The 22,112-nt window shown below is 64.3% G+C and carries 21 protein-coding genes and 1 pseudogene; 7 read left to right on the top strand and 15 right to left on the bottom strand.

Annotation, left to right across the window (positions count from 1 at the left end; translation table 11 throughout):
• Positions 1 to 291 precede the first annotated feature (291 nt).
• Together Spa11_RS19690 and Spa11_RS19685 are read right to left on the bottom strand one after the other, a co-directional pair.
• The gene (locus tag Spa11_RS19690) at positions 292 to 453 is read right to left on the bottom strand and encodes a DUF3309 family protein (protein ID WP_145115855.1); all 162 of its coding nucleotides are present in this window, start codon (positions 451 to 453) and stop codon (positions 292 to 294) included.
• Positions 454 to 507: 54 nt separating this feature from the next.
• On the bottom strand, positions 508 to 999 hold the full coding sequence (locus tag Spa11_RS19685; RefSeq protein ID WP_145115852.1) for a pyridoxamine 5'-phosphate oxidase family protein: 492 nt from the start codon (positions 997 to 999) through the stop codon (positions 508 to 510).
• 190 nt (positions 1,000 to 1,189) lie between these two features.
• On the opposite strand from Spa11_RS19685, the gene Spa11_RS19680 reads away from it, so the two are divergent.
• The 3 genes from Spa11_RS19680 (at position 1,190) to Spa11_RS19670 (ending at position 4,776) form a co-directional block, all read left to right on the top strand.
• Entirely contained in the window at positions 1,190 to 2,227 is a 1,038-nt protein-coding gene (locus Spa11_RS19680; RefSeq protein ID WP_145115847.1) for a hypothetical protein, read from the top strand.
• A gap of 66 nt (positions 2,228 to 2,293) precedes the next feature.
• Complete coding sequence (locus Spa11_RS19675) at positions 2,294 to 3,823, top strand: YeiH family protein (RefSeq protein ID WP_145115843.1); 1,530 nt, start codon at positions 2,294 to 2,296, stop codon at positions 3,821 to 3,823.
• A 116-nt stretch (positions 3,824 to 3,939) separates the two neighbouring features.
• Complete coding sequence (locus Spa11_RS19670; protein WP_145115840.1) at positions 3,940 to 4,776, top strand: hypothetical protein; 837 nt, start codon at positions 3,940 to 3,942, stop codon at positions 4,774 to 4,776.
• A gap of 161 nt (positions 4,777 to 4,937) precedes the next feature.
• Here the strand turns inward: Spa11_RS19670 and Spa11_RS19665 are convergent, their stop codons facing one another.
• Positions 4,938 to 5,363: a hypothetical protein gene (locus tag Spa11_RS19665; RefSeq protein ID WP_145115835.1), complete on the bottom strand. Its 426-nt coding sequence runs from the start codon at positions 5,361 to 5,363 to the stop codon at positions 4,938 to 4,940.
• Positions 5,364 to 5,583: 220 nt separating this feature from the next.
• Positions 5,584 to 6,720 (bottom strand): succinylglutamate desuccinylase/aspartoacylase family protein, encoded by a 1,137-nt coding sequence (locus Spa11_RS19660; RefSeq protein ID WP_145115831.1) that lies wholly within the window; start codon positions 6,718 to 6,720, stop codon positions 5,584 to 5,586.
• A gap of 252 nt (positions 6,721 to 6,972) precedes the next feature.
• Between Spa11_RS19660 and Spa11_RS23110 the strand changes: the two are divergent.
• Positions 6,973 to 7,164: pseudogene (locus tag Spa11_RS23110) on the top strand (type II secretion system protein); the annotation flags it as partial.
• Positions 7,165 to 7,686: 522 nt separating this feature from the next.
• Positions 7,687 to 8,277 carry a hypothetical protein gene (locus tag Spa11_RS19650; protein ID WP_145115823.1) on the top strand — a complete coding sequence of 197 codons (591 nt, stop codon included), beginning with the start codon at positions 7,687 to 7,689 and terminating at the stop codon, positions 8,275 to 8,277.
• A gap of 197 nt (positions 8,278 to 8,474) precedes the next feature.
• Here Spa11_RS19650 and Spa11_RS19645 read toward each other — a convergent pair whose 3' ends face one another.
• Positions 8,475 to 9,587 carry a hypothetical protein gene (locus tag Spa11_RS19645; RefSeq protein ID WP_145115820.1) on the bottom strand — a complete coding sequence of 371 codons (1,113 nt, stop codon included), beginning with the start codon at positions 9,585 to 9,587 and terminating at the stop codon, positions 8,475 to 8,477.
• Between the two features lie 150 nt (positions 9,588 to 9,737).
• Here Spa11_RS19645 and Spa11_RS19640 point away from each other — a divergent pair, with 150 nt between their 5' ends.
• Complete coding sequence (locus Spa11_RS19640; RefSeq protein WP_145115816.1) at positions 9,738 to 10,745, top strand: sugar phosphate isomerase/epimerase family protein; 1,008 nt, start codon at positions 9,738 to 9,740, stop codon at positions 10,743 to 10,745.
• Between the two features lie 598 nt (positions 10,746 to 11,343).
• Here Spa11_RS19640 and hisF read toward each other — a convergent pair.
• The 5 genes from hisF to Spa11_RS19615 form a co-directional block, all read right to left on the bottom strand.
• Positions 11,344 to 12,135: an imidazole glycerol phosphate synthase subunit HisF gene (gene hisF / locus Spa11_RS19635; protein WP_145115812.1), complete on the bottom strand. Its 792-nt coding sequence runs from the start codon at positions 12,133 to 12,135 to the stop codon at positions 11,344 to 11,346.
• A 23-nt stretch (positions 12,136 to 12,158) separates the two neighbouring features.
• Positions 12,159 to 12,569, bottom strand: a complete 411-nt coding sequence (locus Spa11_RS19630) for a GNAT family N-acetyltransferase (RefSeq protein WP_145115807.1) — start codon at positions 12,567 to 12,569, stop codon at positions 12,159 to 12,161.
• Entirely contained in the window at positions 12,566 to 15,112 is a 2,547-nt protein-coding gene (locus Spa11_RS19625; RefSeq protein ID WP_197529528.1) for a glycoside hydrolase family 9 protein, read from the bottom strand. The genes Spa11_RS19630 and Spa11_RS19625 overlap by 4 nt, the downstream gene beginning before the upstream one ends.
• Before the next feature lie 54 nt (positions 15,113 to 15,166).
• A complete protein-coding gene (locus tag Spa11_RS19620; RefSeq protein WP_231933047.1) occupies positions 15,167 to 17,290 on the bottom strand; it encodes an ATP-dependent DNA helicase in 2,124 nt (707 codons plus the stop codon).
• Between the two features lie 76 nt (positions 17,291 to 17,366).
• Positions 17,367 to 18,377, bottom strand: a complete 1,011-nt coding sequence (locus Spa11_RS19615; protein WP_145115803.1) for an ABC transporter ATP-binding protein — start codon at positions 18,375 to 18,377, stop codon at positions 17,367 to 17,369.
• 203 nt (positions 18,378 to 18,580) lie between these two features.
• Here Spa11_RS19615 and Spa11_RS19610 point away from each other — a divergent pair, with 203 nt between their 5' ends.
• A complete protein-coding gene (locus Spa11_RS19610; protein WP_145115799.1) occupies positions 18,581 to 19,408 on the top strand; it encodes a protein transport protein sec23 in 828 nt (275 codons plus the stop codon).
• A gap of 111 nt (positions 19,409 to 19,519) precedes the next feature.
• Here the strand turns inward: Spa11_RS19610 and Spa11_RS19605 are convergent, their stop codons facing one another.
• The 5 genes from Spa11_RS19605 to Spa11_RS19585 all read right to left on the bottom strand — a co-directional run bounded on the left by Spa11_RS19605 (position 19,520) and on the right by Spa11_RS19585 (position 22,068).
• Positions 19,520 to 20,842: a 3-deoxy-D-manno-octulosonic acid transferase gene (locus Spa11_RS19605; RefSeq protein ID WP_197529527.1), complete on the bottom strand. Its 1,323-nt coding sequence runs from the start codon at positions 20,840 to 20,842 to the stop codon at positions 19,520 to 19,522.
• A gap of 19 nt (positions 20,843 to 20,861) precedes the next feature.
• Positions 20,862 to 21,203: a hypothetical protein gene (locus Spa11_RS19600; protein ID WP_145115791.1), complete on the bottom strand. Its 342-nt coding sequence runs from the start codon at positions 21,201 to 21,203 to the stop codon at positions 20,862 to 20,864.
• A 105-nt stretch (positions 21,204 to 21,308) separates the two neighbouring features.
• Positions 21,309 to 21,605 (bottom strand): type II toxin-antitoxin system RelE/ParE family toxin, encoded by a 297-nt coding sequence (locus Spa11_RS19595; protein WP_145115788.1) that lies wholly within the window; start codon positions 21,603 to 21,605, stop codon positions 21,309 to 21,311.
• Complete coding sequence (locus Spa11_RS19590) at positions 21,593 to 21,826, bottom strand: hypothetical protein (RefSeq protein ID WP_145115785.1); 234 nt, start codon at positions 21,824 to 21,826, stop codon at positions 21,593 to 21,595. The genes Spa11_RS19595 and Spa11_RS19590 overlap by 13 nt, the downstream gene beginning before the upstream one ends.
• A complete protein-coding gene (locus Spa11_RS19585; protein WP_145115781.1) occupies positions 21,823 to 22,068 on the bottom strand; it encodes a hypothetical protein in 246 nt (81 codons plus the stop codon). Before Spa11_RS19585 ends, Spa11_RS19590 begins: the two co-directional genes overlap by 4 nt.
• Positions 22,069 to 22,112: the final 44 nt, after the last annotated feature.

Here is a 22,112-nt window from a genome sequence, read left to right as displayed (position 1 = left end):
GTCGTCATTCAGCGAATTAGCCACCGCACAGGGCCGCCGTGCGCTGGCGTTGATTCTAGTCGGGCGTGATCGCTCGGTTTTGCTGCGGCCTAACGCTTCTGCGCAGAAGAAAAGCCGCCCGGAAGCGATGCTCCGGGCGGCATGGGGTCAGCGCGATATCGCTATCGGTTGCTTGTGCGCTCGTTAACCACTGAGCCACCGAGGACTCCGAGGACACATAGAGATAGCCCCCACTGTGCGTTTCTCCGTGCCCTCGGTGGCTCCGTGGTATTTCACAAGGCGCCCACGACCTTAGATCCGGCCCATCAAGACCAGGATCAGCACGATCACCAGCACGAGGCCCAAGCCCCCGCTGGGACCGTAGCCCCAGTTCCGGGCGTGTGGCCACGCCGGCGCCGCGCCGAGCACGAGCATGACAAGAACGATCAGCAGAATCAGACCGAGTGGGGACATGGCCCACCTCCTTTGATGAATGGTTAGACCCGTCCCTAGGACGAACTCCACAGCTTACGGCAGCTCAACCTTCGCGTTGACGTCCTCTGGGATCTCAGGTTCTTCACCCCGCCAGTAGGCTTGGCCCGCGCGGATGGCGTAGCTCAAGCCCTGTAGCCAGCTGTTGTCCCAATACTGCCCGTGTGTCGCTTTGACGTGCAGAAGCGCTAGCTTGGGATCATCCGGGCCGTCGGGAAACCAGACTTTCCATGATTCATTCCAGAGCTCATTGATCTTCGAACGGCTACGGTTGATCTCTGCGGGACCATTTAGAGTCAAATAGCGTCCCGAGTCTTGGAAGGCGACCAGCACATCGGGGTGGCTCTGAATGTCGTCCGTCTTAGGAGTATCGACCTGGGTGCAGAACCAAATGTCGGCGTCGGAATCAATCGCCGCCACATTCATCGGTCGCGCCGTGAGGACTTTGTCGGGCCCTTCGGTAACGAGCATCCCGACAGTAAAGGTCTCGAGGATGTCCTGGAATCGTTCGCGGGGAGGTTTGGGCATGTCTTGCTCCTGTTAGGGTTGTTTCCTCTATGGAGCAAACGGGGCGCCAACGGACAAGGGAATTAACGTGCGACAAAAAGCCCGCGATATTCATACCCGGCTGCCAGTTGGTGGGGTTACAATCCGCCCGGCGTCATATCGCTCCCTCGGGAGCATCGGCGGAAGCACCACTCTTCGGGAGACACAGGCAATGGCGATCGGACGTGCATTCGTGGGTCTGGCAGCGATCGCTGTCCTCGCATCAGCGGCGCTCACGACGGCGACTGCTGAAGAGCCCAACGAAGATTTCTTTACCGCGACGATCCTGCCGCCGGGTGTGCTGCTCGTCGAAGACGAGTTCGGTTCCTCCGGTGGCGCCAACCCCGACACGATCGTTGGCTCGCGCGGGTTCTTTGGCGATATCGAATTCTACGACGACGACGCCAGCCCCTACGGCGACGGTCATGCATCGGCTCTTTATGGCGTCCCCACCAACAGCGGGTCGATCGACTTTGCGGTGACCGGCTACCCCGACGAGTTCTTCTTCGGCGGGCACAGCGAGTCGGGCAACTACGAGGCCTACGTCACGGTGTTCGATTTCTTCGGCGATGAAGTCGATAACTTCACGATCTCGGGCATGCTCTCACCCGGCGCCGTCGATGATCATAGCTTCAACGATTTCGAGTGGCTGAACGGCTCTTACAATGTTGAGATCAACAACGCGCTCCAAGTCGGTGACGTCGACTTCTTTACCTACACCGGCCTGACTCCAGGCGAGGCGTTTACCGTTGAGACGCTCGACCCGACCGGCGCCGGCATCGACACCGTGCTCGCTTGGTTCAACGAGTTCGGTAGTCAGATCGCCTTCGACGACGACCATGACTTGGACACCTCGTACGACGGCAGGCTCTCTCTGATCGAGGGCGTTGTGCCGGAGGATGGAACGTTGACGTTCGGCGTATCGGGCTATCCTGACTACGACTTCGTCGGCGCCCACGACGAATCCGCTAGCTATGAGTTGCTCGTGACGATTCCTGACGAAGGCCTCGCCGGCGACTTCAACGGCGACTTGGTCGTCGACGCCGCCGACTACACCGTTTGGCGCGACCAGGGTGGTACGCCCACCGAGTACGCCGAGTGGGCCGACAACTACGGCGCGACGGCCGCGAGCAACGCGGTTCCGGAGCCGTCAACGGCGTGCCTGGCGTTGGGTCTGGCGGCGCTTGTAGCGAGCGGCGTTCGGCGATAAGACCTGCCGTAACGGGGCGGGATTCGTGACGCCCCACGCAGCTTGTCGCACGAGATCGACCCGTTGATGCCCAAACTCACTGAAGACTGGCTCGCCGTCGTGTTCGGCGGGCTACTACTGCTCATCTCGTTTGGCGCTGTGCTTGCCGCGGGAGGCGACGCCGGCGTCTTGAAGCCCTGGCTCACGACACCCGGCGCTTGGGAAATCTCGCCTCTCCCTGCGTTCGGCGTCAGAACGTTCGGCATCGCGGGCGCCGCGGCTGTGTTGGCGATCACGTTTGGCGCGGCGTCACGGCTGGCGGATGGGACGCCGCTGCGACGCTTCCTTCCGGCGTTCGGCGCTGTCTTCCTGCTCGCGCTGGTCGCGTATCTCGGCGAAGAGCAGAAGACCTTCAACTACTGGGGCCTCGCCTACCCGCTGTGGGCGATCGTGCTGGGGCTGCTAATCTCCAACACGATCGGCCTGCCCGATTGGGTGCGCCCCGCGGTGCGGACCGAGCTGTACATGAAGGTCGGCCTCGTGCTGCTCGGCGCCGAGGTCTTGCTTGGCAAGCTCTTGGCGCTGGGGCTGCCGGGCATCGCGGTGGCGTGGATCGTCACGCCCGTTGTGCTCTGCACGACCTTCTGGTTCGGCCAGCGCGTGCTGCGGATCGAGTCGCCGTCGCTCAATATGGTCGTGTCGGCCGACATGTCGGTGTGTGGCGTGTCGGCCGCCATCGCGACGGCCGCCGCTTGTCGAGCGAAGAAGGAGGAGTTGTCGCTGGCGATCGGCCTGTCGATGGCGTTCACGGTGGTGATGATGCTCGTGATGCCGCCGGTGATCCGCGCGATGGACCTGCCGCCGGCGGTCGGCGGCGCGTGGATCGGCGGCACGATCGACTCGACCGGCGCCGTCGGCGCGGCCGGAACGATGCTCGCATCGAAGGACGATCGGACGGCATTGGATACCGCCGTGACGATCAAGATGATCCAGAACGTGCTCATCGGCGTGGTGGCGCTCGGCGTCGCGACGTACTGGGTGACGGTCGTCGACAAGCGATCGAATTCAAACATTTTGGCGAGCCCCCGACGTGAGTCGGGGAAGGAGGCGCCGAGCAACACCCCCGATTTACATCGGGGGCTCGCCACCCCCTCAGGGTTCGCTGGCGCCCTTGCCGAAATCTGGCGGCGCATGCCCAAGTTCATCTTGGGCTTCCTCGGCGCTTCGATCGCCTTCTCACTGCTCAGCGAACTGCACCCCGACGGCGCGGCGTTGACAAAGGCGACGCTCACCGGCGCCACCAAGACGCTCCGCGGTTGGTGCTTCGCGCTGGCGTTCGCGTCGATCGGTCTGGAGACCAACTTCCGCCAACTCGCCGGCCCGCTCCGCAGCGGCAAGCCCCTGGTGCTCTACGCCTGCGGCCAGTCGCTGAACCTCGCGCTGACGCTGGCCATGTCCTGGCTGATGTTCGGTGTCCTGTTCCCACCCGCAACGCCGCCACAAGCAGCGACGACCGACCAACCAGGCCTCAACGTCGCCGAAGCCGGCGTCGATCCCTCGGCGATGTACTGGACCGATCACCCACGGGCGTGGGCCGTGTCGGATGGGAAGCGGTAGTTCTGAAGGCAATCGGTGACGCCCCTTCTTTTTGCTGTTCCAAGCGCCAGCAGAGTGCCGATCGGAACGGTTAGGCAGAGTTCGCCGGGGGGCGTCCTGACTTGTGAGTCTTGTTGATGTCCCGCCTATTGATGGGTGTCGCGATGGCGATTGCTTGCGTCGCAAGCGACGCAAGCGCCGGTCTTCAGAGCGCCATGGCCACGGCGCTGTCGGGCTTACGGGCGTCCGATACGACCACCGATCTTACGCCCGCGTCCCCACGCCTGCCTTACTTCTGGGACCTGGGGCCGGTTCCTGACGGGACGCTCTTCGTCGATCCGATCAGCTCGACCCACGGCGCAGCAGCTTACGCGGATGGTCCCCAGCTGACTTACGACCCGAGCACCGGAGCGGCGTCGCTGTTTGCGCCGCCGATGCTCAGCCCGGCGGATGAGTTTGGCATCCGGAGCTACCATTCGCCGCGAAGCGTGACCTTGTTGTTCGGCGAGTCGCGGGTCGCGAGTCCCGAGCTGCCGCGATTGACGTCGTTTGAAAGGCGCCTCCTCAGCGGAGTCAGCGAGGAGGCCTCGTTCGGGGCGAACGACTACGGGCCGGCGGGGTTCGAGCTCGCCATGGGCGGCACACACGCCGTCGCCGACGTGTTGGCGATCTCAACCTTCGGCGGCTTTCGGCTCGATTTTCCAAGGTTGCTCGAGCCCGGATTGGACGCCGCGACCTTCGCGGTTCCCATGCCTCCGACGCCCCAACCTGGCGGGCTAATTGTGATGTCGATCAACGCTCCGCTGCCGGCCGTCGGTGCGGTCGTCGAGTACGGGTACTCGCTTGGCTCGTTGGGCGCCTACTTCGGCGGGCAATCCGTTCTTGCCAAAGCCATTCTCATTCCCGAGCCCACGACGGCCGCCATCGGCTTTTGGGCGGTGATCTTCGTCGGCATGATGCGTCGTCGTTGCTAGCAAGAGAATGATACAGTCAAACGAAAAAAGCCCGGCGACGCGTTGGCGTCGCCGGGCTTCGCTGCTTCGTAGGCACCTTCGCCACGGGTTGCGGGCGGTTGGGGCCGGGCTCGGCGGATCGCTGCCGATCAAGCGATCGGGGCGAGCGGCCGGCACGCGGCTTAGTAGCAACCCCAGTAGCTGGTCACCATCGGCAGGCAGTGCGTGTAGGTCGTGACGACCGGTTGGCAGGAGTACAGCGGGCGGTAGCAGTGGTTGTAGCCGTAGTTCACATAGCGGCCGTAGTTGTGTCGGCCGTAGTTGAAGTGGCCGAAGTTGCGGTGGCCTCCCCAGCGGCCCCAGCCGCCGCCACGGTTGCCGCCGAAGCGACGGAAGCAGGCCTCGATCGCGTCGGAATCTTCGCCGGCCTCTTCGGCCATCTGGTCCATATCGAGGCCATCGAGGTCGATCGCTTCGACGTCGGCGGCCGAGTCGTTGATCGACGCCACGTCCATCGATGAGAGGTCGTCCATCAGGTCGCCGGCGAAGGCCGGACCGGTCAGGGCGAAGGCGGCAGCGAAGGCGAGAGCAAGGTTCTTGATCGACATGATTGATTTCTCCGGTTGGCAGCGAGATTGCGTTGGTAGGTCGTCTTCGGGGTCTGCCGAGCCCGTGAGGGCGACCGTTTGTTTCGTCTCTAACCGACGAAGCGGCGGCCGCCGGCGGGTGTTACCAACCGATTCGGAGAAACTTCACTAGCGGCGAGAAACGCCGAGGAAAGGGCCGTCAGGAACCGGAGCCCCGCACGAACCAACTACCAACTACCGCTCAAACGTCTTCTTCATGCCCAACCCCCTCGTCCGTCTCGAGGTCATCCTCCGAGTCGTAGGGCGGTTCGTCAGTAACGAGCAGGTTCGTCGCCAAGTCCCCAAGCACGCGGTTCAGCGGGTGACTGAACGGCAGGTTGCCGAGCGTCTTGACGATGCCCCGCGCGCCGGGGCCGGGCTGGCTCTCTTCGAGGACGCCGAGGTGGCAGATCGGGTCGCCCGGCGCGATCGACGGCAGCGTCACGACGCCGAGCACCATCGAGTCATGCTTGGCGTAGAGTCGTTCGATGACAGTGCCGACGAGGCTCGTGTTCGTGGCGACGGGGCTGCCGGCGAGGACGGTGTCGCCGGGGCCGACGTGCATCTGCAAGAAGCCGCCGTGGTCGGCGCGGACCCATTCGGTGCGGCGCACCTCGACTTGATACGGCGGCGGCACAGGCGGTTGGTCGATCATGCCCAAGTACGCCAGCACGTTCTTCACGCCACGCACCGCGTACTCGACGACCGTCGGCTCGACCTTCCAGACCTCGCCCCCTTCGAGAATGATCGTCGGCTTACCAACGAGACACGCCTCGCGTCGCAACGAACCCTCGGGCCCCTGACCATCGACAATGATCTCCGAGCCGAAGGCGCGCGCCAGCTCGGCGACGCGCGGGTCGGAGAGGTCGGCGCGTACGTTCGGGAAGTTGGTCCGCCGCACCGCCGCGGTATGCAGGTCGATCAGGTAGTCGCAACGGCCGACGATCTCGTCGAACAAGATCCGCGCGAGTCGGCTAGCGAGGCTGCCGCCGTAGGTGCCCGGGAAGCAGCGGTTGAGGTCGCGGCGGTCGGGCAGGTAGCGGCTATGGCGGTCGAACCCCAGCAGGTTGACGATCGGCGCCAGCATCAGCGTGCCGCGCTGGAGTTGCAGCGACGGATCGCCGATCAGCTGCCGCACGGCGCCCGTGCCGTTGAGCTCGTCGCCGTGCAGCGCCGCCGTGACGAAGAGCGCCGGCCCGTCTTCCAACCCGCGGCGCACAAAGACCGGGATCGGCAGCGTCAGGCCGGAGTAGCTTTCGGAGACGGCGAGCGATACCTCCACCGAGGTTCCGGGCGGGACAGTCACAGCGCCCCAAACGTGGGGCAGGGGGGCGGGCATCGGGAGGATTCGATTGCGGTTACGGATTTTCGGATAGCGGAACGGAAGCGGAGCGACAGCGAGTCGCGTCGTGCCGACGCGTTAGTAGCAAGCACGACTCACCGCCACCGAACCGCCCCTTCTACCCCAATCTAACAAACGCAGCGACGGCGAAAATTCCGCGGCGCCTAGGAACGTCATCCTGGTTGAACTGTCGGCGGGCGGCAGCGACGCCGCGCGCTCTCCCTTTAGGCCTCATGGGTCCCGCTCATTATGCGCCGTCACGGTTTCACGCTGGTCGAGTTGTTGGTCGTCATCGCCATCATCGACATCCTCGTCGCGCTGATCCTGCCAGCGGTGCAGGCGGCGCGCAACGCGGCCCGACGCACCGAGTGCCGCAACAACCTGCGGCAGGTCGGCTTGGCTTTCGAGCAGTACCTGCAAACGCAAGGCAAAAACCCGGCGTTCCCCGACTCGCCGCGACTACCGGTAACCGTCAATCCGCTCGATAGGCCGGGGCTCCCCGAGGTGATCGGCGACTACGCCGAGAACTCGGCCGACCTGTGGCGCTGCCCGAACGACCTCCACCGCGACGGCGCCCTGCAAGTTGACGCCGACGCCAACGACACCAGATGGTTGGCGATGTTTGGCCAGACGAGTCAGATCGGCTACTTCGAGACCGAAGGAACCAGTTACGAGTACCCCGGTGACCGCCTCGGCGGCAAGACGCGCCCGCAAGTGCTCGCCGACCGCCGCAGCGGCGAGCAACGTAGCTCGACACAGGTGTGGATCGTCTACGACTACGAGTCGGTCCACGGCCCGAAAGGACAGGACGGCTCGCGCAACTTCCTGTACCTCGACGGCCACGTCGATGCGATGGTCCTTGCCGAAGAGTGACGCAATCTTGAGCCGTAGGCGCTAGCCTCGGGTGGCGTTACGAAGAATCATCCGTCAGAAGGCGTTGAAACCAGCCTCGCAAAATCAATCATGGACAACAGAAAGAAATCCGCCATCGTCATCGTCGCTCTCTTGCTGATCGCACTCGGCGTGTGGGCGTTCCGCGGAGACGGAGTCGATCCCGCAGTCGCGGCGCTCGAGGCGCAGCGCGACGTGATGTTCTCTCCGAACGCCACCGACGCCGACCGCGCGGCGTTCCGCGCACAGATCGAAGCGCTCACCGACGAGCAGCGTCGGCAGTTCTTTGAGCGCGGGCGCCCTCAGATGCAACAGCAGATGCAAGAACGTATGAACGAGTTCTTCAACCAGACTCCCGAACAGTTGCGGCAGGAAGCGGCCCGGCGCGCCTCCGACATCATTGCCGACCGTGCCGCCCGTGACGATGATGCGGATCTTGGCCCTGGCGGTCCGCCCGACGGGCGAGGGCAGATGACCGAGGCCGAGCGCGACTCGCGTCGCAAGCAGATGCTCGACAGAATACCTTCGCAGACCCGCGCTCAATTCAGCGAGTTTCGCAAGATGATCAACGACGAACTCAAAGCCCGCGGCCAAGACGAGATGTCCGGCCGCGACATGCGCGCGATGATGGGTGGCCGCGGTGGTCGTCGAGGCCCAGTTTGATGTCGAGCGAAGCCCGGCCTTTGTCCCCCTCCCTTCCAGGGAGGGGCCAGGGGAGGGTGAAACGCGTCCGGCGGAGGAGCGATCAAGGTACCGTCACGACTTGCTTCGGAAATAAGATCAAGATCGTCACGGACAACAGCAGACTCTCCCCCCACTTGATTGGAGAACGGCCTCCCTAAAGGGGAGGGGATACGGGCTCACCGCGTAAGCCATAGAAACGGCGTCCCCGCTTCATCAACTCGCAGGTCGAGCCCCAGCCGCGCTTGCGAAGCCAAGTTGTCGAGCAGGCTCTTGTAGAACGTGCGCTTCTTAGGAAATCGCACCTCGACAGTCGCCGGGTTGATCGCGTTTGTTCGTAGCACGAACTGATCCCAAACCATCGGCAGCGGCTTGTCCTGCCACTTCACCCGTGGGCCGAGCGCCTCGAACGCCTCGGCGAGCGTGTAGCCCTCGACCTCAACGGTCAGGAATTCCATCAACCCCGGCGCCGTCTGCGTCGGCGTCCCCTCGGGCTTGTAACCCACGGGCCAAGGGTCCTTAGCGTCACGCAAAGCAACAACCCTTAAAATCATCGGCGAGCCCCCGGTGTTAACCGGGGGTGTGAATCGATCACGGCGCCCACCCCCGGTTAACACCGGGGGCTCGCCAATCGCCCTGGCTTCGGGCCGCAGCGCAAGCCCCTCCTGCTTCAGCACCGCGGCGAGCGCCGTCCCAACCGACAGCCCCTCGGTCGTCGCCGCGACTTCCGACTTCGTGCGAAGCACTTCACGCACCGCGCCATCGACCTCGATCTTCAACCGCGCTGCGCGCTCCGCCGCGTTGACGGCGTCGCCGAGCGTCGCCCCTGCGGGCAGCTTCGGCAGTGGCGTCTGCAGCCGCGTGAAGAGGTCGGTGAACTCGGCTTCGGTGAGGCCATACTTGCCGCGCGGGACGGTGACGGCCTCGGCGCCACGCGACGCCAAGCGGTTAAAGTACTCTTTCAGTTTCGCGCCGTCGGTGACGCGGAATCGCTCGGGCCCATTCGACCCCGGCAGCACCAGCTGGCCTTCGCGCGTCAGCACCGCATAGACCTTCACCAACGGCGTCCCACTCGGCGTTTCGCCCAGTTCCTCAATCCGCGGCTCGGCCGACCCGCCTGAAACGATCCGGGTCGAACCGGCCCCCGCCTCGTCTAGCCGTTGAAGCCACTCCCGCGGCGCGGTACCGTGCGGCGCCGCGAGGCTCGTGATCTCCACCGACGGACCGGCAGAAGCCGCCGCTGTGAGGAAGAAGCTGACCGCCGCGATTACAGATCCTTTTCGATTGCTCATAATTATAACTTTAGCACGGCTAGCGGCGGCAATGACGAAGCACGAATGACGACTGACGAACCTGTCGGCAGGGCTATCCCCCTCCGACAGGTTCGTCATTCGGGCTTCGTCATTCGTCAATTCCACCGGGTAGCCATCTGGAGAACCGAAATGCCGCGCCTTGTCACGCTCTTCACCGGCCAGTGGGCCGACTTGCCGCTCGAGACGCTCTGCCAGAAGGCGGCCGATTTTGGCTACCAGGGGCTCGAGCTAGCCTGCTGGGGGGACCACTTCGAGGTCGATAAGGCGATGGCCGACCCGGGATACGTCGATGAGAAGCGCGACCTGCTCGCCCGCTACGGACTCGAGTGCCACGCGATCAGCAACCACCTCGCCGGGCAGGCGGTCTGCGACCAGATCGACCACCGCCACCAGTCGATCCTCCCGCCGCGGCTGTGGGGCGACGGCGACCCGGTGAAGGTCAACCAGCGCTGCATCGAAGAGATGAAGCAAACCGCCCGCGCGGCGCAGCGCTTCGGCGTGAAGGTCGTGAACGGCTTTACGGGCTCGTCGATCTGGCCGTTCCTCTACTCGTTCCCCCCCGTGCCCGAGTCGATGATCGAGGAAGGCTTTGCGTTCTTTGCCGAGCAGTGGAATCCGATCCTCGATGTCTTCGACGAGTGCGGCGTGAAGTTTGCGCTTGAAGTGCATCCCACCGAGATCGCCTTCGATATCTACACCGCTGAGCGCGCGCTCAACGCGGTCGGGCGGCGTGAGGCGTTCGGCTTTAACTTCGATCCGAGCCACCTGATCTGGCAGGGCGTCGATCCGGTCGAGTTCATCCGTTACTTCCCGGACCGCATCTACCACTGCCACGTGAAGGACGCGATCGTCACGCTTAACGGCCGTAGCGGCATCCTCGCCAGCCACCTCAATTTCAGCGACCCCCGCCGCGGCTGGGACTTCCGCTCACCGGGCCACGGTGGCGTCAACTTCGAAGAGATCATCCGCGCGCTGAACGTTGTCGGCTACCAAGGCCCGCTCTCGGTCGAGTGGGAAGACAGCGGCATGGACCGCGACCACGGCGCCCGCGACGCGGCCGAGTTCGTCAAGAAGATCGACTTCGCCCCCAGCACAATCGCGTTCGACGCCGCGATGGCCGAACAGGGAGACGCCTAGGCGAGCCGGCGACGCAAGTCGTCGGAGGAACGGCGTCGGAGGTTTCGCGCAGAGACGCGGAGACGCAGAGAAGGAAGGTTCACTTATAGGCGCCAAGCTGAAAGGAATTTCGATGCTTCTTGCGAATGCAGAAGGCCCACAGACTTTCTTGCTCTTTCTCTTCTTGCCGCTATTTATCTGCTTATGGATCTTAGTTTCCTACATTGGCTCAGCTTTAGGCGGGTGGTCTGCACTGGCTCAACGATACCGCGAAGAGTTCCCACCGGAAGGTAAAAGTTATTGGATGCGTTCCGCTAAGATTGGCTCGATCTACTACAGATCATGTTTGGCCTTTTGTGATTGTGACAAAGGATTAGGGATCTCCATCTTGTGGATATTTCGGTGTGGGCATCCACCACTCTTCATCCCGTGGGAAGCGTTTCACAATGTCAGGCAGGAGAGTGAAGGATTCATCTCCTACACTGGAGCCGATGTCGGATGTCCAGCCTTGGCTCATGTTTGCTTGCCTCACTGGCTGGAGGAACGCATCAAGCAAGCCAACGTTGCGAAGGCCGACTGACCTCCTCTGCGTCTCCGCGTCTCTGCGCGAGACTTTCAACTAAGCCAGCATCCGCACCGGTACGCCGCGGTCCGCCATCAGGCGCTTCGTCTCGGCGATTGTGTACTCGCCGAAGTGGAAGATGCTCGCCGCCAAAGCCGCCGACGCTTTGCCTTCGAGGATCGCGTCGGCGAGGTGCTCGGGCTTGCCGGCGCCGCCGCTGGCGACCACCGGGATCCGCACCGCTTCGGCGACGGCGCGGGTGATCTCGAGGTCGTAGCCGTCCTTCGTGCCGTCGGCGTCCATGCAGGTGAGGACGATCTCGCCGGCGCCGAGCCGCTCGACCTCCTGAGCCCAAGCAACCGCCTCCAGCCCCGTCGGCTTGCGCCCACCGGAAACAAACACCTCCCAAAACTCCTCGTCCCCCGTCCCCCGTCCCCCGTCCCTCCGTACTCTTTTCGGGTCGATGTTGACGACCGTCGCGCAGGCGCCGAATGCCCGCGACACTTCGGTAATCAGTTCTGGCGTGTGGACCGCGGCCGAGTTGATGCTCACCTTCTCGGCGCCGGCTTGGATCAACCGCCGCACGTCGTCGAGCGTGCGGATACCGCCGCCGACGGTGAACGGCATGAAGCACTCCTCGGCCACCTTGCGGACCATGTCGGCCGTGATGTCGCGGCTCTCGTGGCTGGCGGTGATGTCGAGGAACACCAGCTCGTCGGCGCCCTCCGCCTCATAGCGCTTGGCGACATCGACGGGGTCGCCCGCGTCGCGGAGGTTGACGAAGTTCGTGCCTTTAACAACGCGACCACGGTCCACGTCGAGGCAGGGAATCACACGGGCGGCGAGCATGGAGGTGTTTGCGCAGCAAAGGATCAGCCCCAGCGGGGCAGGGTCCAGCAGGACTTATGTTGCGTCATGCCGATGCGTGGATAGTAATCCACCGCCGCCGGCGCGGCGAGGAGGATCAGCGAGCTCTTCGGCCCCGCCGCTTCGTGCGTGAGGCGGATCAGTTCTTTGCCGATGCCTTGCTTCTGGTAGGCGACATCGACGGCCAGGTCGGAGAGGTACGTGCAGTACGAGAAATCACTGATCGCCCGACTGACGCCCACCAAGTGTTCAACGTCCCAAACGGTGACAAGAATGCTCGCGCCGCGGAGCATCCCTTCGATCGTGGCGAGGCTGTCCACAGGACGCCGTGCGGCGAGCCCCGATCGCTCGAGCACGTCGATAAACTGGCTGGCGTCGATCGGCTCCGACGACGAGTAACGAAGCGTAGGACTCATGGCGTGGCGGCTTGCGGGCTGCCGAGCAACTCGTCCACGCGGGCGAACGCATACCCCCGGGCGATCAGCTCGTCGAGTAGCGGGCCGACGTGCGGCGGCATCTTGTCCTTGCGATCGCTGCCAAGGTGCAACAGCAGTAGGAACCCGTTGAGGCCGTCGGGTTCGCGCGCTTCAAAGTCGAGGATCTCTTGGGCGATCTGCTTCGAGGGGCGGAATGACCTGTGGCTTTCGGGCGCCCAGTCACGGTTCGAGCCGCTGCCGGGGGTGAAGTTGAAGAGCACACAGCCCATCTCGCCGGACCACTTCGAATGCTGATCGATGTAGTACTCGTAGGGCGGAATGAAGTAGACGGGCGAAGTTTGGCAGGCGCCAAGCTTACGCAACTCGGCGAGATTCGCTTCGAGGTCTTCTTTGAACTCACGCTCAGTGACGAGAGATCTGCTGCGGTCTTCCCATGGGGCGTAGAGCAAGTGGGCGTGCGAATGCGGGCCGAGATAGTGGCCGCCATCGATCATCCGCCGCAGGATCGGCGCCTGATCGGCCATGGCGAGATAGTCGCCCGTTACGAAGAACGAACCACGCAGCCCCCGATTCTCCAGCGCGTCGAGAATCGTCACGGCGCCTTCGCCGTACGAGCCGCCGGTAAAAACCATCGCCAGTCTTTTCTCATCGCGCGGCCCGCGGACAACGCCACCTTCCGACATCGAGAGTTGCTTTTGCCTCGCGCTGCGTCGCGGCGAGGTCGGGTCGGGCGTGCCGAAGTGAGCCATCAAATAGACGGCGCCGGCGGTGCCATCCATCGTTGGCTCGTTGGTCGAGTAGTCGCCGATGTCGTCATGGTAGACGACGAAATCGTTCTGGAACTCGGCGAACTCGTCGGGGTTCTCGAGGTGCAACCCCTTCAGCGAGTTGTAGACCTCCGCGTAGACGGGACCGTCGACGAGGCCGCCCGGCACGTCCATCTTGCCGAGCTTCCACAGGCTCGTGTGCACATCGATCGGCCGCTCGCCGTCGCGCGGGATGCCGGTGAACATCGAAGTTCCCCATGGGTTGCGCCCCAATAGCCAGTCTCGCTGCGCGAGCAGGTGGTCATGGTGCTGCCTGTCGCCCGTCATTTGTTCGTACAACAAGACTTGTGTTGCAAGGGCGGTCGCTAGGTTGTTCGAGCACCAGATGAACGGCACGCCAATACCGAAGGCGTTCTGCTCCGCCCGGGCGACGGTGGCGTCGATACCCGAGCGGTAATAGCCGGCGAGCTTCCCTTGGAATTCCTTATCCACAAGCGGATAGAGCGCAAAGTGCCCGATATTGATGAAAGGGTACATCTGGTAGTGCCCTGCTTTCTCGAGCGGCATCCACGACGTGTCGCCGATGATCTCGGCGTATCGCTTTGCGTCGTCGAGATAGTCGACTTCGCCCGTTGCTTTAAAGAGCTCGGCGGCGCCCCACTCCATGTCGTCGGCCCACGTGTCCTCTTCGTAGCGATACGGCGCGCCGTAGGAGTTGCCCTGCTGGAAGCCCTCGTGCCGCTTGCCGAGCGAGTAAACTTCCTTCGCCGCTTGCAGGCAGCGGGCCGCATAGACATGATCGCCGAGCTCGGTCCGCCAGATCCGCGCCGCCATCGTCATCGCGGCCGCGTAACGTCCGGCGAGGTTCGCCATACCGGTCGATTTGCTCTGATACTTGGCGAGGCCTTGCGGCTTACCATCGGCGGCGTAGGCGACCCGGTAGCTATTAGGCCCCCAGCCGTAATCCGACGAGTCGTCGTTGGGCCACTTCCAACCGTTGTGGTCGCGGTCGTCGGCGACTTGGTGGTAGAGCTCATCGGGCGTTGGATGGAGCTTGAGCATCCAGTCGAGCCCCCACTTGGCCTCGTCGAGCACGTCCGCGATTCCGTTCGCGCGCGGGCGCCCCATGTCATCGACGATGTCGCCGAACTTGTCGGGCTCAAGTTCGTACGCCAACAGCATCGCGGCGGTGGCGAAGCTGCTGGTGATGAGGTACTTGAGTTGGTCCCCGGCGTCGTGCCAGCCGCCCGAGGCGTCGATGAACGACTCCGCCGGCCGTGGCCCGTATGCCGTGCGGCCGTCGAGTCGATGACACGCCATGTCGAGGTACGGGTTGTAACCGCACCGCTGCTGCCGCATGAATAGCAGCAGGTCGGCTTGATGGTTGCCGTAAGCGTCGTCGCCGATGCGAAAGCTTGTTGACCTGGCGCCCGAGTCGAGCCGCAATTCGTAGTTACCCTCCGCCGTGACCTTCGAAAAGTCGGCGACGTAGTAATGTTCGAACTTCCCCCAACCCGGTGCTGGAGACGAAGCGAGCTTGCCCTCGTAGACGGATGCGCCAGTCTCTGAGTGGACGACAGCGAAGCCGTCTTCGACACGCTCGTGGGAGAAGACGACGGCGACCTTCGTGTCCGCTGGCAGGTACCCGACCAAATTGACACGAACATGAGACTTCGGCGACTCGCTATCAGCCGTCAGAGCAGGGCTCTGGCAAGCGACGATAGCCAGAAGTACAGCGATCGATCGAGGCAGCATCGGGGGGCGGGCTCAGGGGGAAGCACGAAAACACCCCTCGAAACTAGTCGCCGCTCACCGGGCTTTCAACGCGGCGCCGCTCTCGCGCCGGCAATCCGGCAGGCTTTCGAGGAAAAGACGGCCGTACGACTTCGTCTCGATCCGCGGGTCGAGCACCACAACGGTCCCGCGGTCGCGCTTCGTGCGGATCAGCCGGCCGAAACCCTGCTTGAACTTCAGCACCGCCTCGGGGAGTTGGTAGTCGTTGAAGGGATTGCCTCCCGAGGCGCGGATCGCTTCGAGGCGGGCCTCCAGGAGTGGCCTGTCGGGGACGCTGAACGGCAGCTTGGTGATGATCACCATCTGTAGGGCGTCGCCAGGAACATCGACGCCTTGCCAGAAGCTGTCGGTCCCAAGCAGCACGCTGCGCGGGTTCGCCTTGAACTCCTCGACCATCTGGCTGCGCGGCACGCCGTCCGCTTGCGACAACAGCCGCAGGTTCCACTCGGCGAGGAACGGCGTCAACGCGCTAGCGGTGCGGCGCAGATGCTCGTAGCTCGTGAACAGCACGAACGCCCGGCCGTCAGTCTCGGCGACGTGTTGCTCGATGCGGCGCACGCAGGCGCGCTCGTAGGCGGTGCGATCCTTCGTCGGGTCGGGCATGTCGGCATGTGTCACCAACCGCGCCTGCTCGGCGTAGTTGAAAGGGCTCCCGAGTTGGATCGTCTCGCACTGGGTTAAACCGATGCGCGACTGAAAGAACTCAAAGCGAGAGTCACCCGAGAGCCGAGTCGTCCCGACCTCGGGGCCCCGGGCGCCCGCTCCGGCCAGGGTCGGGTTGACTCGGCTCTCGCCCTTACTCGCCCCGACGGCAAGCGTCGCGCTCGTCAGCACCACCGTCGAGACCGTATCGAAGAGCTGCTCACGCAACGCCGGGCCGATATCGAGCGGCGCCGCGCCGAGCGACACGCGCGGCTGGCCGCGGCGCGACGTGCGGGCCTCCATCCAATAGACGGCGCCGTCGTCGGCCTGCGTCCGCCACGACTCGATCGCGCCGGCGAGGCCGTTGAGGCGGTCGTGTGCGGCGATGTAGTCCTGCCGCTCGACGTCGTTCTTGATGCTGTCGGCCGCGTGCTTTAGCCGGCGGGCGAGCACGAGCAACTCGGCGCCGAACGTGGCGTCCACAATCTCCGCCTTGTTGACGCGGCCATTGGGCGGCCCTTGCCGTGCGCCCCACTCCCACAACGCGCCGAAGAACTCGTCCGCCGCCGCCCGGCAATTGTCGACCTGCTGTTGTGCTTCAAATAGTTTCGGTCCAACGAGCAAGCCCTTCTGCGTGCGGTCGTTGTACAGTCGGTTGAGTAAATACTCGACCTGCCCCGCCGAGACGCCGAGCCCCAAGTGATCACCCGCGACGGCTTCGACCGTGTGCGCTTCGTCGAGGACGACGATGTCGTAGTCGGGCAGCAGACTCGCCCCCTGTTGCCTTAGCGCGATGTCGCTGAACAAGAGGGCGTGGTTGACCACCAGCACCTGGGCGTTCTGCATCCGCCGCCGGGCGGCGTAGTAGTGGCACTTGGCGTAGGTCGGGCAGCGGCGCCCCAGACAATTGCTGCTGTCGCTCTGCACCTCGTCCCAAACGCCCGGGTCGGGCGCACGGGCAAGGTCCGCCAGCGAGCCGTCGCCGGTCTCCGCCGACCATTTCTTGAGCTCACGCAAATCGGCAATCTGCTCGTCCCGATCAAACAGCGTCCCGGCGCGGTTCATGGCCGCGTCGAGGCGCCGTAGCGAGACGTAATTGCGCCGCCCTTTTACCAACACCGCCGAGAACTCCCGCGGGATGACCGCGTTCAACAGCGGCAGGTCCTTAGCGATCAGCTGCTCTTGCAAGGCGATGGTGTGCGTCGAGATCACAACGCGACGCTGCTTCTTCGGCTTCTCCGAGCCATTGGCGGAAGCCTGCGGTTGCGGCTCGCCTTGGTTCTCCGTCGCGGCGAGAATCGCCGGCGCGAGATAGGCAAAGCTCTTTCCGACGCCCGTCCCCGCCTCGGCAATCAGATGCCGCTTCCGCCGAATCGCATCCTCCACCGCCTCGGCCATCGCCAACTGCTCCGGCCGGTCCTCGTAATTGGACAGCCGCCGCGCGATCGCCCCCCCGGGACCAAGAATATCACGGGCTCGGAGGGGGGTAGTTTCCATACTTCCTTACGCTTTGTCCTTCAAACCCTGGGCCCTTTAACCCTGGCGATCCCTGGCGCTCCTGGCGTCTTGGCGGTTACACCTTCGCCAACTCTTGCGAGTTGCTGACATCCGTCGCCGTCGCGAACATCTCCGCGATCACTTCTTCCAGCGGTGGGTCTTCGACGCTCACGTCGGCGACCTGGTAGCTCCCCAGCACGCTCGACAGCACCGCGGCGATCTTCTCGCGCTCGACCTTGATCCGCGCCTTCGGCGGTTCGGCGGTAAGCAATTCGCCAAAACGCTCGAGGTCGGTCGGCATCTGATCATCGGCGAACTGCAATGTCAGGACCTTATGTCCGCTAAACCGATCGACGATCCCCGCCAGCGACCCGTCGTACATCAGCCGTCCATGCGCGATGATCACCACCCGTCGGCACAGCGCGGCGATGTCCTTCATGTAGTGGCTGGTGAGCAGCACCGTCGTTCCGCGTTCTTCTTGATAGTGCTTGAGGAACTGTTGGATGTTGTGCTGCGCGACGACGTCGAGGCCGATCGTCGGCTCGTCAAGGAACAGCACCTCGGGTCGGTGCAGCAACGCCGCGATCAGCTCCATCTTCATCCGCTCGCCGAGCGACAGTTCACGCACCGGCTGGTTCAAGAGCTTCGTCACGTCCAGGAGGTCGGTCAGTTCGGCGGTCGTCCGCTCGTACTCGTCGGGCGGCAAGCGGTAGATCTGCTGATGGAGCCGGAACGACTCGGCCGCGGGCAGGTCCCACCACAGCTGGTTCTTCTGACCCATCACCAGCGCGAACCGCCGGCGGTACTCGTTGGCCCGCTCCCACGGCGTGAAGCCCATGACGGTCGCCTTGCCGTCCGTGGGACTGATGACTCCCGACAGTAGCTTGAGGGTTGTCGTCTTGCCGGCGCCGTTGGGGCCTAGGAACGCGACGAACTCCCCCGCCTCGACGTCGAGGTCGATGCCGCGGACCGCCTCCACTTCGCGGAACTCACGGTGGAACAACCCCTGGAACGAGGCGAGCAGCCCCTCCTGCTTTTGATAGACGCGGTAAGACTTCCGCAAACCGCGGATCTCGATGATGGCCATGCGAAGATTGTAGAGGCCCCAGCGGGCGACGGACAGCGAGCCCTGAGGCGAGCCGTCAGCGTCAGCGCCCGGAGGGTTGCGGGTACCCGGCGCGCTCCGGGCGCTGACGCTCCCGGCTCGCCTACGCTCGCCGTCTTTGCCCCCCACCCCCACGCCGTTACGCTGGGGTCTCCTTTCGGCTTCCCACTAACCCGCGTCGCTGCATGAGTCTTCTGAACCGGCTGGAGAAGAGGCTGGGGCCCTACGCCCTGCCGAATATCACGCTCTGGTTCCTTCTCGGCCAGGTGATGGTCTACTTCGCCCAGTACGCGGGCCCGCTGGCGGACAACGGACGCGGGATGCGGATCGCGGAGCGGCTGTCGCTGATCCCCACGGAGGTGCTCGCCGGCGAGTGGTGGCGGCTGGCGACGTTCCCGTTCCTCGCGCCGCTCTCGCAGTGGCCGCTGCTGATCCTCTTCTACTTCTATCTCTTCTACCTGATCGGCACGACGCTCGAGAACGTCTGGGGCGCCTTCCGTCTCAACGTCTTCTTGCTGCTCGGCTACGTCGCCACCATCGCGGCTGCGTTCCTCACCGAGGCGATCCAGCCGGGCGCCGGCGCGTTCACTTACGAGTACGTCTACGGGAGCATGTTCCTGGCGTTCGCCCGGCTCTTTCCTGACTTCGAGATGATGCTGTTCTTCATCCTGCCGGTGAAGATCAAGTGGCTAGCGCGGATCCAGTGGTTCTTCTATCTGTTGACGCTCGTCTTGGGGACGTGGCCAGACCGCCTGATGGTGCTCGCCGCGGTCTTCAACTTCGTGGTCTTCTTCGGCCGCGATATCTGGCGAGACGCCAAGTACGGCCACCGCCGGATGCAACACAAAGCGAAGACGCTCAAGGCGCCCGAGAAGGTCGCCCACGAGTGCCGCGTCTGCGGCCTCACCAGCGCGATGGCGCCCAAGGCGTCCTTCCGCTACTGCTCACAATGCGCGGGGCAGTGCTGCTATTGCCCGGACCATATCCGGGATCATGAGCATGTGGTGGAATGACGAAGCGCGAAGCAAGAATGACGAAATCCGAATGACGAATGACGAACCTGCCGGTGGCGGCATGTACCCACCGGCAGGTTCGTCATTCGTCATTCGGATTTCGTCATTCCCCTATGCCGCCATTCGCTGCCGCGCCGCCGCTACGCCCATCAGTTTGTCGATCGCATCGGCGGTCCGTGCTGTGGCGCCGAGTTGCGTCGAGACGAGCGCCCTGGCGCGTTCGCCCAGCGCCTTCGCTTCTTCGGGCATCTCTAGGCAGGCATTGACGAACGCTTCCAGCGCCGCTTCGTTCTCGACGACGCGCGCGCCGTCGGCGTTGAGGAGCGAGGCCACGATGTCGCGGAAGTTTTTCGTGTTCGGGCCGAAGCAAGTCGCCACGCCGTAGGCGGCGGGCTCGATCATGTTCTGGCCGCCACGGCTGCCGAGGCTGCCGCCGACGAAGCCGAGGTCGGCCGTGCCCCACCACGCGCCGAGTTCGCCGACGGTATCGATCAGAAGGATCGAGGGGCTAGGGACGGGGGACGAGGGATTCAGTTGGCTGCGACGTTTCCAATCCAGACCGCTCTCGTTTAGCAGGCGGGCGACCTCATCGAAGCGCTCGGGGTGGCGGGGGACGAGCACGAGGCGTAGCTCGGGGTGTTCCTCGATCGCCTCACGGAAAACCCGCAAACAGATCGCTTCTTCTGGCGCCTGCGTGCTCCCCGCGAGCCACACCGTCTCGGTCGCGCCGAACCCGGCAAGGCGCTTCAGTTCCCGCGTCCGGGCGTTGCCCCGATTCGTCTCCGCCCCGTCGTACTTGAGCGACCCCGTGACGTGCGTGTTGCGCCGCTTCGCGCCGAGGTCGATAAACCGCTCGCGCGTCGGCACGTCTTGGATCGCAAGCAGGTCCACCGATCGCAGCGCCCGCTGCACCAGCGGCCGCACCTTGCGGTAACCGTTGTAGCTGTTCTCGCTGAGCCGGCCGTTGACGATGGCGACCTTCGCGCCGTGTCGCTTGGCGGCGTCGATCAGGTTGGGCCACAGCTCGAGCTCGGCGAGCAGCAGCAGATCGGGCCGGACACGCCGCATCGCTTCGTCCACCGCCCATGAGAAATCGAGCGGGCAGTAGAACACCGTATGAGCGGCGCCGTACTTCTTCCGCGCGAGTTCGTAACCCGTCTTCGTTGTCGTCGAGACGACGATCTCCCAATCGGGATGGCGCTGCCGCAGCTCGGCGATCAGCACGCCGAGCAGGTTCACCTCGCCGACGCTCACCGCATGCAGCCACACGCAGGACCGGTCGCCCGTCCGCACGGGGACACGGCCCAGCAGCTTCTCGGCGTACCCTTCGCGGTACTTGCCGGTTCGCCACGCCGACCAAGCGATGGCGGGTGATGCCGCCGCGATCGCCCCGGCGTAAGCGGCGTTGAGTGACCAGCGCGTCAGGCGAGACATTCCCTCTCCTCCGACCGACTTAGCGCGAGTAACGATCGCCGACAACCGATTGGTTGGCGACGGCCGCCTTGAACGCGTCGCCATCAAAATCGACGGCGGGCTTCGCGGCGGGCGCGGCGGGCGCCGAGTTGGCGTAGCGGTCGACGCTAGGCGTCGCCGGACGGGCCGCGGCGCCGGCGACCGGCTTGCTGACGCTCGTAGCCGCCGGCGTTGCCGATGGCGCCGCGGCTGCTGGCGCGGGCGTCGCGGCGGCTTGCGTGGCGCCTTCGGTGGGCGCCCCGCCCGAGCAGCCAGTGAACAGGATCAGGGCCGGCCCCACGGCAAGGACGCCGGCCGAAAGGCGATAGCGAGAGAAGGACATAACGCCACTCCATCGGCGAAGACGCGCCCGCGCGACCGAAGCGCAGCGCAACAGACGATTCGTAGCAGAATCACCGCGGCGGAGAGAAGAGCGATTCGCGGTCGACTAGAACCGCATCCGACGAATATCCATGGCGCCATGAATAACGGCTAGCACCCGAACACCGTCATCCGCATCCACTTCGTAAATGATCTGGTACTTGCCGTAGAGCTTGGACCGCACTTCGCGCGGGTCCCACTTCGGCAAGCGACCGCCGATCCGAGGATGATCGCCGAGCATCTCGACTTGCTGGAGAATCCCTTCGAGAGTGCGGACGGCTGCCTGAGGACTAACTTCTCCCAGGTAGCTATCAATCAGCTGCATCCAGTCGAGGGCTTCCTCGGACCAGACTACTTTCGCCACGACCGGACCCTCGCCACCGCGTCCTCGTGGCTCACCGTCCGCCCCGCATCGACATCCGCCAAGCCCCGCTCAACGGCACGGGCGGCGATGAGTTCCCGCAACAGCTCGTCGTAGGAACTATCCGCCGGCTGCCCTTCGATGATCGCGATCATCTCGTCACGAGGGAGCAAGGCCGATACGGCGACGCCGGTAGAGTCGGCAGGCGGATTCGTCGGAGTCATCTTCTCACCTGCGGTGCGCCGTAGAGGTTGTCCAATTGCATCGCCCGGTCAACGTCGATATGGACGCCTACGTCGGAGTAGTCTCCGGCCATTGTAGTCAGTGGCGGCGTCAATTCGAGCACCGTGACGCGCTGCTCCAACTCCACCAACTGTGCCCGCAGAACAATCACCCACGAAGCCAGGGCGACGACAAGCGCCAGCAGAGGCCCAATCGTTAGCAGCGTCGCAAGGCGGAATCGCATCGGCATGGTCGGCTGTCTCTATTTCAGGAAGGAGCCGCAGATGG

This window comes from Botrimarina mediterranea (assembly GCF_007753265.1).
Lineage (GTDB): Bacteria > Planctomycetota > Planctomycetia > Pirellulales > Lacipirellulaceae > Botrimarina > Botrimarina mediterranea.
The sequence above is the reverse complement of the archived record's forward strand: the minus strand, read 5'-3'. Positions and strand labels throughout refer to the sequence as shown.

Coding starts and splice junctions, on each gene's coding strand:
- Spa11_RS19690 (WP_145115855.1), bottom strand. CDS start 453: ATGTCCCCACTCGGTCTGATTCTGCTGATCGTTCTTGTCATGCTCGTG.
- Spa11_RS19685 (WP_145115852.1), bottom strand. CDS start 999: ATGCCCAAACCTCCCCGCGAACGATTCCAGGACATCCTCGAGACCTTT.
- Spa11_RS19680 (WP_145115847.1), top strand. CDS start 1,190: ATGGCGATCGGACGTGCATTCGTGGGTCTGGCAGCGATCGCTGTCCTC.
- Spa11_RS19675 (WP_145115843.1), top strand. CDS start 2,294: ATGCCCAAACTCACTGAAGACTGGCTCGCCGTCGTGTTCGGCGGGCTA.
- Spa11_RS19670 (WP_145115840.1), top strand. CDS start 3,940: ATGTCCCGCCTATTGATGGGTGTCGCGATGGCGATTGCTTGCGTCGCA.
- Spa11_RS19665 (WP_145115835.1), bottom strand. CDS start 5,363: ATGTCGATCAAGAACCTTGCTCTCGCCTTCGCTGCCGCCTTCGCCCTG.
- Spa11_RS19660 (WP_145115831.1), bottom strand. CDS start 6,720: ATGCCCGCCCCCCTGCCCCACGTTTGGGGCGCTGTGACTGTCCCGCCC.
- Spa11_RS19650 (WP_145115823.1), top strand. CDS start 7,687: ATGGACAACAGAAAGAAATCCGCCATCGTCATCGTCGCTCTCTTGCTG.
- Spa11_RS19645 (WP_145115820.1), bottom strand. CDS start 9,587: ATGAGCAATCGAAAAGGATCTGTAATCGCGGCGGTCAGCTTCTTCCTC.
- Spa11_RS19640 (WP_145115816.1), top strand. CDS start 9,738: ATGCCGCGCCTTGTCACGCTCTTCACCGGCCAGTGGGCCGACTTGCCG.
- hisF (WP_145115812.1), bottom strand. CDS start 12,135: ATGCTCGCCGCCCGTGTGATTCCCTGCCTCGACGTGGACCGTGGTCGC.
- Spa11_RS19630 (WP_145115807.1), bottom strand. CDS start 12,569: ATGAGTCCTACGCTTCGTTACTCGTCGTCGGAGCCGATCGACGCCAGC.
- Spa11_RS19625 (WP_197529528.1), bottom strand. CDS start 15,112: ATGCTGCCTCGATCGATCGCTGTACTTCTGGCTATCGTCGCTTGCCAG.
- Spa11_RS19620 (WP_231933047.1), bottom strand. CDS start 17,290: ATGGAAACTACCCCCCTCCGAGCCCGTGATATTCTTGGTCCCGGGGGG.
- Spa11_RS19615 (WP_145115803.1), bottom strand. CDS start 18,377: ATGGCCATCATCGAGATCCGCGGTTTGCGGAAGTCTTACCGCGTCTAT.
- Spa11_RS19610 (WP_145115799.1), top strand. CDS start 18,581: ATGAGTCTTCTGAACCGGCTGGAGAAGAGGCTGGGGCCCTACGCCCTG.
- Spa11_RS19605 (WP_197529527.1), bottom strand. CDS start 20,842: ATGTCTCGCCTGACGCGCTGGTCACTCAACGCCGCTTACGCCGGGGCG.
- Spa11_RS19600 (WP_145115791.1), bottom strand. CDS start 21,203: ATGTCCTTCTCTCGCTATCGCCTTTCGGCCGGCGTCCTTGCCGTGGGG.
- Spa11_RS19590 (WP_145115785.1), bottom strand. CDS start 21,826: ATGACTCCGACGAATCCGCCTGCCGACTCTACCGGCGTCGCCGTATCG.
- Spa11_RS19585 (WP_145115781.1), bottom strand. CDS start 22,068: ATGCGATTCCGCCTTGCGACGCTGCTAACGATTGGGCCTCTGCTGGCG.